16 protein-coding genes are annotated in these 13,756 nt (G+C 71.4%); 5 read left to right on the top strand and 11 right to left on the bottom strand.

From position 1 onward, the window contains the following. Window positions 1–100: LacI family DNA-binding transcriptional regulator (locus ABD841_RS41055; RefSeq protein WP_425582118.1), on the bottom strand; the 100-nt coding region annotated here is incomplete at its 3' end. Window positions 101–418: 318 nt separating this feature from the next. Here ABD841_RS41055 and ABD841_RS39325 point away from each other — a divergent pair. Then, the gene (locus tag ABD841_RS39325; protein ID WP_344982153.1) at window positions 419–898 is read left to right on the top strand and encodes a metallophosphoesterase family protein; all 480 of its coding nucleotides are present in this window, start codon (window positions 419–421) and stop codon (window positions 896–898) included. Window positions 899–984: 86 nt separating this feature from the next. Here ABD841_RS39325 and ABD841_RS39320 read toward each other — a convergent pair whose 3' ends face one another. After that, window positions 985–1,437 carry a DUF6098 family protein gene (locus ABD841_RS39320; RefSeq protein ID WP_344982152.1) on the bottom strand — a complete coding sequence of 151 codons (453 nt, stop codon included), beginning with the start codon at window positions 1,435–1,437 and terminating at the stop codon, window positions 985–987. A gap of 320 nt (window positions 1,438–1,757) precedes the next feature. On the opposite strand from ABD841_RS39320, the gene ABD841_RS39315 reads away from it, so the two are divergent. Together ABD841_RS39315 and ABD841_RS39310 are read left to right on the top strand one after the other, a co-directional pair. Continuing rightward, entirely contained in the window at window positions 1,758–2,672 is a 915-nt protein-coding gene (locus ABD841_RS39315) for a glycosyltransferase family 2 protein (RefSeq protein ID WP_344982151.1), read from the top strand. A 33-nt stretch (window positions 2,673–2,705) separates the two neighbouring features. Further along, window positions 2,706–2,903, top strand: a complete 198-nt coding sequence (locus ABD841_RS39310; protein ID WP_344982150.1) for a DUF2795 domain-containing protein — start codon at window positions 2,706–2,708, stop codon at window positions 2,901–2,903. 19 nt (window positions 2,904–2,922) lie between these two features. On the opposite strand, the gene ABD841_RS39305 is transcribed toward ABD841_RS39310, so the two are convergent. From ABD841_RS39305 to ABD841_RS39290, 4 genes are read right to left on the bottom strand one after another with little or no spacing between them, the layout of a single operon-like run. Next, the gene (locus tag ABD841_RS39305; protein ID WP_344982149.1) at window positions 2,923–3,942 is read right to left on the bottom strand and encodes a TIGR04500 family putative peptide maturation system protein; all 1,020 of its coding nucleotides are present in this window, start codon (window positions 3,940–3,942) and stop codon (window positions 2,923–2,925) included. Between the two features lie 2 nt (window positions 3,943–3,944). Continuing rightward, entirely contained in the window at window positions 3,945–4,949 is a 1,005-nt protein-coding gene (locus tag ABD841_RS39300; RefSeq protein WP_344982148.1) for an MvdC/MvdD family ATP grasp protein, read from the bottom strand. 44 nt (window positions 4,950–4,993) lie between these two features. Continuing rightward, entirely contained in the window at window positions 4,994–5,143 is a 150-nt protein-coding gene (locus tag ABD841_RS39295; protein ID WP_344982147.1) for a hypothetical protein, read from the bottom strand. Between the two features lie 20 nt (window positions 5,144–5,163). Next, window positions 5,164–5,322, bottom strand: coding sequence for a hypothetical protein (locus ABD841_RS39290; protein WP_344982146.1), 159 nt, complete (start codon window positions 5,320–5,322; stop codon window positions 5,164–5,166). A gap of 806 nt (window positions 5,323–6,128) precedes the next feature. On the opposite strand from ABD841_RS39290, the gene ABD841_RS39285 reads away from it, so the two are divergent. Further along, a complete protein-coding gene (locus tag ABD841_RS39285) occupies window positions 6,129–6,944 on the top strand; it encodes a hypothetical protein (protein WP_344982145.1) in 816 nt (271 codons plus the stop codon). Between the two features lie 117 nt (window positions 6,945–7,061). Here the strand turns inward: ABD841_RS39285 and ABD841_RS39280 are convergent, their stop codons facing one another. The 3 genes from ABD841_RS39280 to ABD841_RS39270 form a co-directional block, all read right to left on the bottom strand. Next, window positions 7,062–8,093, bottom strand: a complete 1,032-nt coding sequence (locus ABD841_RS39280) for a helix-turn-helix domain-containing protein (RefSeq protein ID WP_344982155.1) — start codon at window positions 8,091–8,093, stop codon at window positions 7,062–7,064. 275 nt (window positions 8,094–8,368) lie between these two features. Then, entirely contained in the window at window positions 8,369–9,019 is a 651-nt protein-coding gene (locus ABD841_RS41050; protein ID WP_425582117.1) for a PhzF family phenazine biosynthesis protein, read from the bottom strand. 57 nt (window positions 9,020–9,076) lie between these two features. Beyond that, window positions 9,077–9,685: a TetR family transcriptional regulator gene (locus ABD841_RS39270; RefSeq protein WP_344982144.1), complete on the bottom strand. Its 609-nt coding sequence runs from the start codon at window positions 9,683–9,685 to the stop codon at window positions 9,077–9,079. A 94-nt stretch (window positions 9,686–9,779) separates the two neighbouring features. On the opposite strand from ABD841_RS39270, the gene ABD841_RS39265 reads away from it, so the two are divergent. Then, the gene (locus ABD841_RS39265) at window positions 9,780–10,400 is read left to right on the top strand and encodes a hypothetical protein (protein ID WP_344982143.1); all 621 of its coding nucleotides are present in this window, start codon (window positions 9,780–9,782) and stop codon (window positions 10,398–10,400) included. 57 nt (window positions 10,401–10,457) lie between these two features. Here the strand turns inward: ABD841_RS39265 and ABD841_RS39260 are convergent, their stop codons facing one another. Then, window positions 10,458–12,671: an FdhF/YdeP family oxidoreductase gene (locus ABD841_RS39260; protein ID WP_344982154.1), complete on the bottom strand. Its 2,214-nt coding sequence runs from the start codon at window positions 12,669–12,671 to the stop codon at window positions 10,458–10,460. A gap of 300 nt (window positions 12,672–12,971) precedes the next feature. Continuing rightward, the coding region (locus ABD841_RS39255; protein WP_344982142.1) for a sulfite exporter TauE/SafE family protein at window positions 12,972–13,756 on the bottom strand (785 nt) is incomplete at its 5' end.

Raw genomic sequence — 13,756 nt, 5'->3', positions numbered from 1 at the left:
TGACGGCACGGTTGTTCAGCACCAGCGACACCGTCGTCTGGCTCACACCCGCCATGCGGGCGATGTCCTGCTGGGTGAGGCGGCGGCCGGGAGCGGTCACGGTCTGTAGCGTCCCAATCTGGCGGTAATCCGCATTAGCGAGGCTGAACCGTCATCTTGCAAGCAACCGGCGGCTCTGTCAAGATCCTCGGAACCGGGCCGTTTCCCATGGTCCGCCCCATGGTGATTCGTGTCAGCGCGTTGACGGACGGCCCCGGGCGGCCAAGCGTCCGCGGCCGGGACGACGACCTCGCCATCACTCACGGTCAAAGTCGCGCACGGGGGACGCGTCAAAACGGCGCTTCCCCCCGGCTCGGGACGGATCCTCTCCCCCGGCGCCCGGGAGCGCTCGCCCCGGCCGGGGTGGGACGATGGAGAGATGAAGGTGGTCGTGCTGTCCGACACGCACGCCCCACGCCGGTGGAAGGGGTGCCCGCCACGGGTGGCCGAGCACCTGCGCGGCGCGGACCTGATCCTGCACGCGGGCGACGTCTGCACCGCCGGGGTGCTCGACGAGCTGGCCGCCTACGCCCCGGTCCACGCGGTCAAGGGCAACAACGACGGGCCGGACGTGACGGCCCCCGAAACGCTCGAACTGGACCTCGACGGGCTACGCGTGGCGATGATCCACGACAGCGGCCCGGCCGCGGGACGGGCGGCCCGGATGCGGCGCCGGTTCCCGGCCGCGGACCTCGTGGTGTTCGGGCACTCGCACATCCCGCTGGACCACAGCGAGAACGGCCTGCGCATCTTCAACCCGGGCTCGCCCACCGACCGCCGCCGCCAGCCCCACGGCACGATCGGCGTGCTGCGGATCGAGGACGGTCACCTGGTCGGGGCGGAGATCGTGCCGGTCTGAGGGACAGCCCGGACGGAATCCGGTCAGGGACACCACACCGGCATGCTCCACGGGCGATCCCGGCCCCGCGGCCGGGCCGCGGCCCCTCAGCTCGCCCCCTGCTCGCGGTCGAGCGGCCCCCACATCGACGAGCGCTGGGCGGCGACCAGGTCCTCCACCTCCCTCATGACGGCGTCGTCGACGGTTCCGAGCACTTCATGGCATTCGATGAGGGGCTCGTTGTCCGGGCCCCGCCCCACCTCGGTCCCGGCGAGCACCCACGCCCTGACCCCCGGTCCGCGGTGGTCGCGGATATGGGAGTAGTCGTACAGCCGCCGCGCGGCCCACAGCCGGATCGATCTGCCGTCCCACCAGCTCTCGACGTCGAGCGGGTTGGCGGACAGGCCGGGCAGCGGCGCGCCGGTGAGCGCGTCCCGGCTGCCGCCGTGGACGACGTCCCGGTCCAGCTCCGGAGACCACCGGATGAACAGCCCGCTGCGCCTGCTCAGCAGCGCCGCCAGGTCCGACAGTCTGGTGATCACCGGCACTTCGGAGCTCATGGCACTCACCTCGCATCCCCCGATGACACAATCACCACGATTCCCGGGTATTCGCAGCTCACACCAGCCCCGGTCGGCCGGGCGCGTCCGGGTGGTACGGCGAACGCCACCGCAGCGGGAGCAGCCATGCCATGAGGGCGGCACCACCGGCGCCCCGGCGGCGAGAACGACCGGGGGCGCGCCCGGCACCGCCGGGTGCGCCGCGGCCTCGGCGGCCGTCGCAGGAACGGGTGGCCGGCACCAAGGTTTCCCACCGTGAGTGACGGGTAGGCAGCGCTCTGCAACGGGTCGGCTCCACTACGGGTTCGGGGGACCGCGGGATGGCGGGCGGTGCGACGACACGCGTGACGGTGGTGGTGGCCACCCGCGACCGCGGGGACGATCTGGAGAGATCTCTGCCCCGCCACGAAGGCCCCGTCATCCTCGTCGACAACGGCTCCGCGGACGGCACCCTGGACGCCGTGCGCCGGCGGTTCCCGCAGGTCGAGATCGTCGAACTGGGGCGCAACCTCGGCGCGCCGGCCCGGAACACGGGGGTGCGGCTCGCCGCCACCCCCTACGTCGCCTTCGCCGACGACGACTCCTGGTGGGCGCCCGGGGCGCTGGAACGCGCCGCGGACGTGCTCGACGCCCACCCGCGCCTGGGCCTGCTGGCCGGGCACGTCCTGGTGGGCCCCGAGGAACGCCCGGATCCGATCTGCCGGCAGATGGCCGCGTCCCCGCTGGGCGTCGAGCCGGACCTGCCGGGCCCGAGCGTGCTGGGCTTCCTGGCCTGCGGTGCGGTGGTCCGCCGGGAGGCGTACCTGGCCGCCGGGGGCTTCGACGACGTGGTCTTCTTCTTCGGGGAGGAGGAACGACTCGCCCTGGACCTGGCCGCGGCCGGCTGGGGGCTCGCCTACGTCGAGGACGTCGTGGCCCACCACCACCCCTCCCCCGCCCGCGACCCCCGCGCCCGGCAGGCCCTCGCCGCCCGCAACCGGGTGCTCACCGCGGTCCTGCGCCGCCCGTGGCCGGTCGTGGCGCGCACCGCCCTCGCCGCCGCACGCGGCGGTCCGGCAGACCGGGCCGGCCTGCGGGACGCCCCGCCCCGGCTCCCCCGGCCGCTGGAGCGCCGCCGCGCGCTGCCACCGGCCGTGGAGGCGGTCCGGCGGACGCTGGACGGAGCCGCCCGCGACCCGCGGGCGCGCTCCTTCTTGACACGATCCTGGCGCGGCCCCCGGTTACCCGGTACGTGAGGCCGGGTACGCGAGCGCCGGGAGGCAACAACCATGGCGAAAGCACCGAATCCCATCGAACTGCAGAAGCACCTGTCGGGTGTCGACTACCCGGCCGGCCGCGAGGACCTGCTGAACGCAGCCCGCGGCCAGGGAGCGGGCAAGGAGATCCTCGACGCGCTGGAGAAGATCCCGGACAGGGAGTACGACGGCCCCAACGCCGTGAGCAAGGCCGTGTCCGAGCAGAGCTGAGGAGTCCGGGCAGAGCTGATCAGACGGATGCCGGCTCCCGTAGCGTTTCGGTCAGTGCGGTGGTCCGTGGTGCGGTGCCCCAGCGCCATTCGATGCCGGCCGTACGCCGCCGGTCGGCGAGCCATCGCTCGAAGAGCCGTTTCTCGATGGCCTGCCGGGTGGCGGTGTCCAGGACGGCGGGCCGTACCTCGAGGACCCGGAAGACCGTGCTGCCGACGGGCCCGAGTACGCACCCGACGCGAGCGTCCGCGCCGAGAGTGCCCAGGTCCCGGCGGTGGAGGCGGTCGACGCCGACGGTGGCGCCGTGGTCGAGGGTCTCGCGCGTGGACTGGCCGAGGGGATCCGCCTCCTGAAGGCGCGTCGCGGCCGCGCTCGCCGTCACCGGGTCCGGGTATCGCAGCCGGAGGACGCAGAGCACGTCGTATCCGGCCGGGTCGGCGGCGAACTCCGCCGCCGCGTCCGTGGCCACGCGCTGCCGCAGTCGCGCGACCGCGGCCTCCCGGGAGACGATCTGTTCGAGATGGGCGTGGTCGAGTCCGCGCTCGGCCATCCAGTCCCGGGTGGCTTGCACGGTGAGCAGGCCGCGTGCCCGGCGGAAGGCATCGAGCGCCTCCTGGAGCTCGGGGGCCGGCAGCTCGACGGGGTGACGGTCCAGTTCCTCCTCCACCAGGGAGGCGTTGACCAGGCGCATCGCCAGGGAGGCGTCGCTCCACAGCACATCCAGCACGGCCACGGCCTGCTCCATGGTGATGTCCCGGCCGTTGACCCGCAGCACGGTCTGCTCGCCGGCGTGCTGGGCGCCACGCAGCGGCCAGGGCAGCGCCCGGTCCGGGGCAAAGGCCAGGGAGACGACGCCGCCGTAGAGAGTGATCAGCATGTCGTAGTGGCAGGGACCGCCGGGTGAGTCGCGCTGCCAGACCAGGCGCATGGGGATACCCGGATATTTCCGGCGGAGCTCGTTCGTGATCTTCTTGGCCTGGGCGGGTTCGAGTTCGGTGATCTCGCGTAGGCAGGCCAGGACGTCGGGCAACAGGGGCACAGTCAGGGTCCTTCGAGCAGGAAGTCGCAGATGGCCGCGCTGATCGGGAGACCGGTGAGGTCCTCGATCCACAGCCATTGGGCGTTGGGGTTGATCTCCAGGAAGACGTGGCGACCGTCCGGGGTGAGGATCAGGTCGATCGCCCCGTAGGCCAGGCCGAGGCGGCGCGTCAGCGCCAGGCACCGCTCGGCGATCTCGTCGGGCAGCCGGTGTACGCGGTACGGCGTCACCCGGGTGTCGTACCGTCGCCAGTCGAGGCTGGAGCGGTTCGCCGTCTGGGAGTGGATCTCGGCGGTGAAGACCCGGTCCCCGACGATGGTGACGCGCAGTTCGAGCCGCTTGGGTATGCGCTCCTGCACGATGACCGGGCAGAACCGCAGCCCGTCGGCGTAGGCCACGTCACGGGTGGACACCGGCTCGCACAGCCGGTTGACGTGCAGGTGGCCGCCCACGTCGTCGATCCAGGGGATGTAGAGCGGCTTGGTGACGATCCGGCCGTCGTGCCGGTCGCGGAAGTCCAGGAACGACTCCGGATCCGTGGTGATCGCCGTCTCCGGGATGGAGAAGCCGAGCTCGGCCGCGAGAGCGAGCTGGGAGGCCTTGCGGCCGGCGCGGCGGAAGACCGACTCGCGGGCCGGCAGCTGGCGGCAGGGCAGGTTCTCCCACAGGTCGGTGACCAGGCTTTCGCATTCCTTGGCCGTGTACGCCGCCACCGCCGGGTCGGTGAGCTCCGGGTACGGTGCGGGCGGCATGGGACGCCGCCACCACAGGGCGGTGACCGCATCGAGATCCACGGTCCCGTCCGCGCAGCGCAGGACCCTGCGCACCGGCTCGTTCGCCAGGTAGACCAGGTCCAGCCGCGCGGAGACGGGGAAGTCCTGCGGGTCGAAGACGGTGACGCGAGCCCCGCGCCCGGCGAGATGCCCACCGACGCGTTCGGCGTGCACATCGTCCTCACCGGTGAGGACGAGAACATGAGGGCTGGGCAACAGGATGCCTCTCATCATGATCGGAAAGGCGGGGGGCGCCCGACGGGCGCCCCCCTGGGTTGTCAGAGGGAGATGTCGTCGTACTTGCACATGTTGTCGATGTAGCAGCCGCTACGGTCGTCGGCGGCGTACATTCCGCCGCTGATGCCGAGGAGCTGGTCCTCGCTCAGCTCCATGCCCACGGCGCTGATGTCGGTCAGTCGCGTACGCATCGTCGTGATGGTTCCTTTCTCTAGCACACGTAGTCGTCGCCTCTGCCCCGTGCGTCGCCGCAGTAGGTGATGCTCTGGATCGTCAGTGTTCCGCCGCTGATGCCGTTCAGCTGGCTCTCGTCCAGCTCCGCGCCGACGGCGCTGATGTCACGCAGCCGGGTGCTCCGTGCGGTTCCCATGGAGGTCCTCCTTTCCGGTAGTCGGACGGCTTGCCGGACAAGATCCTTCCTTGGGGACTCAGTGGCGGGCTTGGAGGAAATTTGGGATGAACCCGCACAGCGCTAGGTCCGCTCTTGGACCGCAGCTCGCGTACCGGCCGCCGGTCCCCGGAGGTTCCGCGCGGCGACGAGGCGCGCACAATGGCCGTCCCGGCTTATGAGCTCCTCGCAGGTGCCCGCCCTGACGATCCGGCCCTGATCCGTGACCGGCACCGGGCCGGCGTCCCGGACCGCGCTCAGCCGGTGGGCGGCGACGATCCCGGTACGGTCGAACACCCGCGGCGTCCGGCCACCCCGAACCTGAGATCGCCCGATCGTCGTTGCGGCTTCCAACCCGTGCGTCGGCCCGGGCCGGCGAAATCCGCGCAGAATTTCCCCGGGACTGCAGCGGCCCCGTCAGGGCATCGGATCTCGGCCGGCTGCTGTTTTACCGGGAGTCTCTTCCCATGCCGGCCATCCCGGCGCGCACCTCTGATGGCCTGTATCGCCAGGTCGATAAATCCGCGGCAAAGCCGCCGCACTCCGGCTTTCAGCGAAATGAAAACGCTTTTATGTCCGCTGACGACTCCCCGGCCCGCCGGCCCGAATTCCGGCTATAACAAAAGTGGTCGGCGATATTGTAAGTCCGGCCGCGGCGGCACACACTCGGTGACAAGGAGGCCCGCCCAGATTTTGGAGCCGCAATGGACCGAGCCGTAACCGGAATTCACAGGCGCAGAAAATCGATGCTCCGGCGCCTCGCATCCGCCGCTGTCACGGTGCTCGCCGTGGCATTCCTCTGCGTGCCGCCCGCCGCCGCCCTCGCTCTGCCGACACCGAAGGATCTGACCGCCTTCCTCGACCTCGAATGCTTCAAGACCAACCCGTACCAGCCGCCGGCCACCACGCTCACGCTGCGGCACATCAACCCTGTGCTCAGCACCCTGCCGATCGAGACCGTCACCCTCGGCCAGCGTGAGCAGCTGTGCGTCCCGGTCGCCAAGAACACCCAGATGCCGCCGTCGCCCGCGCTCGACTTCATCAAGTACATCGACCTGGCCTGCTACAAGATCTCCGGCGTCACGGTGACCACGGGCCTTGTGCTCAGCCACCTCAACCCGCTGTTCCAGAGCCTGCCGCGCACGCAGATCTCCATGAACACCCCGCAGCAGCTGTGCGTGCCGGTCGTCAAGAACAACGTGGTCCCACCCGCCGAGGTGCTGTCGCTCGTCCGCCACATCGACCTCAAGTGCTACGGCATCACCCCCAACAACCCGCTGAACCAGCAGTTGTCCCTGCGCCAGCTCAACCCCGTCCTGACCCCGATGATCCCCACGCACGGCGCGCAGGTCCTCTACGCCCGCCAGCTGTGCGTCCCGGTGCAGAAGGCCGGCGACAACATCCCGGGTGAAGTGTTCAACATCGTCCGGTGGATCGACCTGGAGAAGTTCGACCTCGCCACCCCGGCCCTGCCCACGGTCTCGCTGACCCTGCGGCACATCAACCCCGTCCTCGCCGGCCTCCCGGCCGAGCAGGCCACCCTCACCGGCGCCAGCCAGCTGGCCCTGCCGGTCGCCAAGAACGGCAATTTCCCCCCGGGCTGATCCCGTGACCCGGAGCCCTTCCACCCGTGCCGGTGGAAGGGCTCCGCCGTCGCCATCGAGCCTTCTACGACGAGTGCCACGCTCGAGGGCATCCGAGCCGGTGCCGCGGCCCGACGCTCAGCGCCGTGAGGTGTTTTCGGGAAATCCGGAAGCACCGGGCCGTGAAACGTGTTTTCGGTACTCGCCCGGTGGCATCCCGTACGCCGACCGGAATGCCCGGTTGAACGTTGTGGCATCTGAAAACCCCCACCGCGCTGCGATCTCCGCGACGCTCCGCCCGGCCAGGCGGCCGTCGGCCATATCGGCGCGGCAGCGTTCCAGCCGCTGCTCACGGATGTATCCGCCGACGGTCCGCTCCTCCTGCTGGAAGACACGATGCAGATAGCGCACGGAGATGTGGTGTGCCGCGGCGATCAGGGACGGGGACAGGTCGGCCCGGTCCAGGTGGTGCTGCACAAACGCCTTGATCTCCCGCGCGAGGATCTGCCGCCGTGTCTGTGCCGGCACCATCCGCGCCGCGTCGATCATTTCCGCGAGGAAGACGGTCGCCAGGTCGATCGCCACCGTGCCCAGCCGGGCGCGTTCGGCGGAGCCCAGCGTTTCCGCCTGTTCCAGGAGCCCTTCCATGAACCGGCCGAGCAGCGCCCCCGGGCCCCGCCGCGACGATACCGGCCGTACCACCTGGTCACGCAGGAGTTGCTCGGGCAACGGCAGCGCCCGCCGGGGCAGGTACAGCGTGATCGTGCGGGCGAGGCCGCCCCGGTGCAGCACCTCGTTATGGAACGGCCGGGAGGTGTCGTGGACCACCAGGTCACCGATGGCCGACTGGGCGCGGTTGCGACCCTGTTCGAGCTGCATCACCCCCGCGGAGACCAGTGTCAGCATCCACAGCTCCGGATCCGAGCGCCGGATCAGCCGGGTGGTGCGCGTCGACTCCATACCGTCGAACTGCGGCGCCGCCACCATGATCTGCCCGAGTTGCAGCATTGTCACCGACGCGCGGAAATCGGCGGCCCGGTCACTACTGATCACCGTGGGAAGCATCCGCCGGGCGGTCAGGTCGCACCACCACCCGAACCGGTCGGCGGCCGGAACCTCAGAGCTGCACAGCTCGATTACGCGGCACTCCCTTAATCCACTTCTCTCCATGACAGTAACTATGCACCGATAGTCAATAAATGTCATGCATGCCCCTTATATTATGCCCGTGCATCAAAGTGGCAATGAATGCAGAACGTCACATATCTCCACTTTTCGTGTTTATAGCAAGGTTTCCGCTGGCTGCGCCGGCCATTGTCGGAGCTGACACGAAAGGGTCTTCGCATTCTTCGTCGCAGCATGGCTGTGATCGCGCACCGACCACGGCCCTCATGATCACCCCTTGTTCCCCTGGTGTGCCCCGCCTCCGCGGAAGCCGGAGCGGTTCAGTGAACCGCGCCGGGGGATGTCAAGGGCGTGGCCGTTGGCTGAGGGACCTCCCCGGCCTGGCTGTAGCGACGCACCCAGTCGGCCGGCTCGACGTCGATGCAGCTCAGCGGCACGAGGACTGCCTCATGGCCGGCCTGCCGGCGCGCGTTCAGGCTTGCTTGAGCCGTGCGCCGCGAGGAGTGGCACGCGCAGTCCGAGGGGACCGCCGCAGCAATGCCGATGCCCAGCACCTCGGCGATGTGCCGCACCAGCGACTCCTCCACCGGCCCGGAACGCAGCAGCGGCGGTGCGGCGAAGGCCAGCCCGTCCGCGGTGCCGCGCACCGGCACCAGGCCCGCCCCGCACTCCTGCACGATCACCCCGGACCGGGCGGGGATGCCACCGCCCGACAGCCAGGCGTGGCACGTGCCCAGGGTGGGGTGCCCGGCGAAGGGCAGTTCGCCGGCCGGAGTGAAGATCCGCGCCCGGTAGTCCGCGCCCGGCGCGCTCGGCGGCAGCACGAAGGTGGTCTCCGACAGGTTCGTCCAGCGCGCGAACCGCTGCATCTCCTCGGTGGTCAGCCCCTCACCGTCGAGGACGACGGCGACCGGGTTGCCCCGGTACGGGACCGCGGTGAAGACGTCGACCTGCTGGAACGGGCGTGGCATGACGCCGAGTATGCCAGGTCACGTTCCGCCCGCGGAACGGCCGGTCTCCGTGCGGGATCACGACCGGCCCTCTTCACGCAGAGCACCCGCGAGCAGCGTCTCGGCCAGGGCCTCGGCGCGCTCGCGCCGGGTACCGCGCAGCGCCCCGGCGCCGGCGATGTACTCGGTGTACGCCTGGACCTGCGCGGCCCCGCACAGGGCGAGCGCCAGCGCGTACGGATCGGCGGCGGGGGCGAGTTCCCCGGCTTCCCGGCAGGCGGCCAGATAGTCCGCGACGGCGTCGATGGCCAGTTGCGGGCCCGTACCGCCCCTGGCGTTCACCTCCTGGTAGCGGATGAACAGGTCACGGTCGGCGACGGCGCCGGCGACCAGGGGAAGCGACGCGGCGTAGAAGTCGATCCCGCGTTCGATGATCTCGACGAGCACCGTCCGCAGGGGGCGGTCGCCGGGCGGGGTGGCGGCGGCCCGCCAGGCGCGCAGCTCGGGAAGCTCCTGTGACAGGAGGGTGGTGAGGAGCCCGAGCTTCCCGCCGAAGTTCTTGGTGAGGCTGCCCTCGGCCGCGTCCGCGGCCTGGGCGATCTCCCGGGTGGTCAGGCGGGCGATGCCGCGCTCGCGGAGCAGGCGGTCCGCGGCGGCCAGGATGCGCTGGCGGGCGGGCGGAGCCATGGGCCGTCCCTTCGCTCGTTGACAAGTGAGGTGAGCGCGCACCACACTATCAGCCGAAAAATGCGGTGCGCGCTCACCTCACTTTGGAGGATCGATGGTTTCCCCACCCCTACGGGACCGGCGGCCGCTGCCCGCTGCCACCGACGGCGGCCGGACGGCACCACCCCCGGCCACCCTCGCGTACTCCCTCGCGCTCGGCCTGGTGTTCGCCGGGGCGTGGCTGGGGTTCGCGGCCATGCGGGCTCGCGACGGGCGCATGCCGGTCACGGACTGGCTGGACCCCCTGCTGGCCGGCGCGACGCTGGGGATCGCCCTGCTGGCGATCACCGCCCTGCTCGTCCTCTGGCCCGGCCTGCCCGCCACCCCGGCCCGCACGACCGTCGCGATCCTGCTGGTCGCCTCCCAGTGGACGTACATCGCGGGTGAGGTGCTCTCCAACACGATCACGATCGGCGAACCGCCGGGTGACGTGGGCGGCCTCATGGAGATCACGTCCGGGGCGCTGACCGGCGCCGGCACGCTGCTCCTGGCCTTCCTCACCGTGGCGGGGGGACGGCACGGCCGCACGGCGGCCGTGATCGGCGCCGTCGCCGTCACCGTGGCCGCCAGCACGGGCTGGTGGTTCACCCACCCCATCGACCAGAGCACCCCGGGAACGCCCGCCTGCGTACCCGGCAACCCCCTCTACAACCTGGCCCACGGCTCCGACTGCTGAGCCCGCCGCCGGGAGCCATCCGTGTTCCGCCGGCGAGCTCCTTTACAATGTAGATTTTCAGCCGGGCTCCGGCGGGGAGACCCGCACGAGCCGGACCACCACGCTCTTGGACGTGGGGGTGTTGGAGGTCTCCGCGACCGAGTCCAGCGGCACGAGCACGTTGGTCTCGGGGAAGTAGGCCGCGCAGCACCCCCGGGCGGTCGGGTAGGCGACGACGCGGAACCCCTCGGCCCGGCGCTCCCCGTCGGGCCACTCGCTGATCAGATCCACCATGTCGCCGTCCGCCAGGTCCCGCTCGGCCAGGTCGTCGGGGTGGACGAAGACGACGCGGCGCCCGCCGCGCACGCCCCGGTAGCGGTCGTCCATACCGTAGATCGTGGTGTTGTACTGGTCGTGGCTGCGGACCGTCTGCAGCAGGAGCCGCCCCGGCGGGACGCGCAGCACCTCCAGGGTGTTGACGGTGAAGTTGGCCCGGCCCGTCTCCGTCGGGAACCGCCGCTCGTCGCGGGGCGCGTTGGGCAGCGCGAAGCCGCCCGGGACACGGACGCGGGCGTTGAAGTCGGCGAAGCCGGGCACCACCCGCGCGATGCGGTCACGGATCGCGTCGTAGTCGGTCTCGAACGTCTCCCAGGGCACGTGGGGGTCCGTACCGAAAAGCTCCCCGGCCAGCCGGCAGACGATCGCCACCTCGGACAGGAGCCCGGCCGAAGCGGGCCGGAGCCGGCCCCGGGAGGCGTGGACCATGCCCATGGAGTCTTCGACCGTGACGAAACGGTCGCCGTCGCGTTCGGTGCGCCCCAGCGTCGGCAGGATGAGCGCCTCCCGCCCGCAGACGGCGTGGGACCGGTTCAGCTTGGTCGACACCTGCACGGTCAGCCGGGCCCGGCGCATCGCCGCCTCCGTCACCGCCGTGTCGGGCGTCGCGGCCACGAAGTTGCCGCCCATCGCGAGGAAGACCTTCGCCTCGCCGGAGCGCAGGGCCCTGATCGCCTCCACGGTGTCCATGCCGTGGTGGCGGGGCGGCTCGAAGCCGAACTCGTCGCGGAGCGCGTCGAGGAAGCGCGCCGGCGGCTTCTCGTAGATGCCCATCGTGCGGTCGCCCTGGACGTTGGAGTGCCCACGCACCGGGCAGACCCCGGCGCCCGGGCGCCCCACGTTCCCGCGCAGGAGCAGGAAGTTGACCACTTCCCGGATGGTGGCGACGGAGTTCCTGTGCTGGGTGAGCCCCATCGCCCAGCACACGATCACCGACCGCGCGCCGAGCACGTCCCGCACCGTGTCCTCGATGACCGGACGGTCCAGCCCGGTCGCCTCCTCGACGTCGGCCCAGTCGAGGTCGCGGATGTTCTTCTCCCAGTCGTCGAAGCCGTGGGTGTGGGCCTCGACGAACTCCCGGTCGATCACGGTGCCGGGGGCCCCGTCCTCGGCCTCCAGGAGCAGCCGTGACAGGGCTTGGAAAAGCGCCAGGTCGCCGTTGAGCCGGATCTGCAGGAAGCGGTCGGCCAGCGTCGTGCCGCGTCCCACCACCCCGGACGGCCGCTGCGGGTTCTTGAAACGCAGCAGCCCGGCCTCGGGCAGCGGGTTGACCGCGACGATCCGCGCCCCGTTCCGCTTGGCCCGCTCCAGCGCGGACAGCATGCGCGGATGGTTGGTGCCGGGGTTCTGGCCGACCACGAAGACGAGGTCGGCCCGGTGCAGGTCCTCCAGCGAGACCGTGCCCTTGCCGATGCCCAGGGTCTGGGTGAGGGCCGAGCCGCTGGACTCGTGGCACATGTTGGAGCAGTCGGGGAGATTGTTCGTGCCGAACCGGCGCACCAGGAGCTGGTAGACGAACGCCGCCTCGTTGGAGGTGCGGCCGGAGGTGTAGAACAGCGCCTCGTCCGGGCTGTCGAGGGCACGCAGCTCCCGGGCGACGATGGCGAACGCCTCGTCCCAGCTCACCGGGACGTAGTGGTCGGACCCGGCGGGCTTGTGCATCGGCTCGGTGAGCCGCCCCTGCTGGCCCAGCCAGTAGTCGGTGCGCCCCGCCAGCTCGTCCACGGTGTGCCGGGCGAAGAAGTCACGGGTGACCCTGCGGGTGGTGGCCTCCTCGGCCACCGCCTTCGCGCCGTTCTCGCAGAACTCGGCCGGGCTGCGGTGCTCCCCCTCGGGCCAGGCGCAGCCCGGGCAGTCGAAGCCGTCCTTCTGGTTGACGCGGGCCAGCGTCAGGAACGTGCGGCCGACGCCCATCTGGGCGTGGGACGTCAGCAGCGAGTGGGCCACCCCCGGCATGCCCGCCGCCCACTCCTTGGGCGGGCCGACCCTGGGGTCCTCGGTGACGTCCTCACGTGGAGCCTTCCTGCCCACCCGGGCGCCTCCTTCTCCTCAAGCGGTCGTCGTGCCCGGCCGGCCGGGCACCCGGCCGGGGAAGGCCCCGGCGCGGTGCTCACCGGGCATCGGGACACCACCCCGGGCGCAGGCGCGAGAGCCCATCGCCGGCCGGCGCCTCTCGCACGCGTCGAAGTCTCGCACATCGCCCCGGTGGAGCGGTTCACCGGAGGGGCGCCGGGCCGGGCGAGGTGTGTACGTCCGTCAGGCGTACGCGTCCAGGCCGAGCTTGGCCGCGACGAGCAGCCCGCAGACCGCCGTGCCCAGGCGGAGCGCGCGGCCGGGGAGCCGGCGGGCGATCGACGGCCCGAGCCGGCCACCCAGCAGGAACCCCGCCGCCAGCGGCGCCGCCGCCGCCCACTGGACCGGCCCGAACAGGGCGAAGCCGAGCGCGGCCACCCCGTTGGCGCACGAGGAGACCACGTTCTTGACGGCGTTGACCTTGACCGGCTCCTGGTCGAGCACGGCCGAGAGCACCGCGAACATGAGGATGCCGCCCGCCGCGCCGAAGTATCCGATGTAGACCGCGACGGCGAACATCGCGGCGCGGGCCGCCCAGCCTCCCTCACCGCCGAGCCCGCCCGTCCCCCCCGGCGCGCGGATCAGCAGCAGTGAGGCGACCGCGATCAACCAGGGCGCGATCGCCTCGAAGGTCCGGGACGGGGTCGCCAGCAGCAGCGCCGCCCCCGTCGCCCCGCCCAGCAGGGTCACCCCGCCCAGCCGCAGGACCCTGGTGCCCTGCCCCGCGAGCTCCGGCCGCGACCCGGCCGCCGCGCCCAGCCCGTTGAACGTCAGCGCCACCGTGTTCGTGACGTTCGCGCTCAGCGGGGACAGGCCGAACGCCAGCAGCGCCGGGTAGGAGACGATCGACGCCAGGCTCACCACCGTGCCGACCACGCCGGCGAGCATCCCGGCCCCGAACAGTCCCAGCACCTCAGCGACGGTCACGGTGGCCCAGCCAATCACACCCGCCCGCGGCCGCCCGCACC

Source organism: Streptosporangium fragile, from assembly GCF_039534445.1.
GTDB lineage: Bacteria > Actinomycetota > Actinomycetes > Streptosporangiales > Streptosporangiaceae > Streptosporangium > Streptosporangium fragile.
The sequence above is the reverse complement of the archived record's forward strand: the minus strand, read 5'-3'. Positions and strand labels throughout refer to the sequence as shown.

Bases quoted from the DNA above. Each gene is read 5' to 3' on its own strand.
- ABD841_RS39325 (WP_344982153.1), top strand. From the start codon at position 419: ATGAAGGTGGTCGTGCTGTCCGACACGCACGCCCCACGCCGGTGGAAG.
- ABD841_RS39320 (WP_344982152.1), bottom strand. From the start codon at position 1,437: ATGAGCTCCGAAGTGCCGGTGATCACCAGACTGTCGGACCTGGCGGCG.
- ABD841_RS39315 (WP_344982151.1), top strand. From the start codon at position 1,758: ATGGCGGGCGGTGCGACGACACGCGTGACGGTGGTGGTGGCCACCCGC.
- ABD841_RS39310 (WP_344982150.1), top strand. From the start codon at position 2,706: ATGGCGAAAGCACCGAATCCCATCGAACTGCAGAAGCACCTGTCGGGT.
- ABD841_RS39300 (WP_344982148.1), bottom strand. From the start codon at position 4,949: ATGATGAGAGGCATCCTGTTGCCCAGCCCTCATGTTCTCGTCCTCACC.
- ABD841_RS39295 (WP_344982147.1), bottom strand. From the start codon at position 5,143: ATGCGTACGCGACTGACCGACATCAGCGCCGTGGGCATGGAGCTGAGC.
- ABD841_RS39290 (WP_344982146.1), bottom strand. From the start codon at position 5,322: ATGGGAACCGCACGGAGCACCCGGCTGCGTGACATCAGCGCCGTCGGC.
- ABD841_RS39280 (WP_344982155.1), bottom strand. From the start codon at position 8,093: ATGGAGAGAAGTGGATTAAGGGAGTGCCGCGTAATCGAGCTGTGCAGC.
- ABD841_RS41050 (WP_425582117.1), bottom strand. From the start codon at position 9,019: ATGCCACGCCCGTTCCAGCAGGTCGACGTCTTCACCGCGGTCCCGTAC.
- ABD841_RS39270 (WP_344982144.1), bottom strand. From the start codon at position 9,685: ATGGCTCCGCCCGCCCGCCAGCGCATCCTGGCCGCCGCGGACCGCCTG.
- ABD841_RS39265 (WP_344982143.1), top strand. From the start codon at position 9,780: ATGGTTTCCCCACCCCTACGGGACCGGCGGCCGCTGCCCGCTGCCACC.
- ABD841_RS39260 (WP_344982154.1), bottom strand. From the start codon at position 12,671: ATGCCGGGGGTGGCCCACTCGCTGCTGACGTCCCACGCCCAGATGGGC.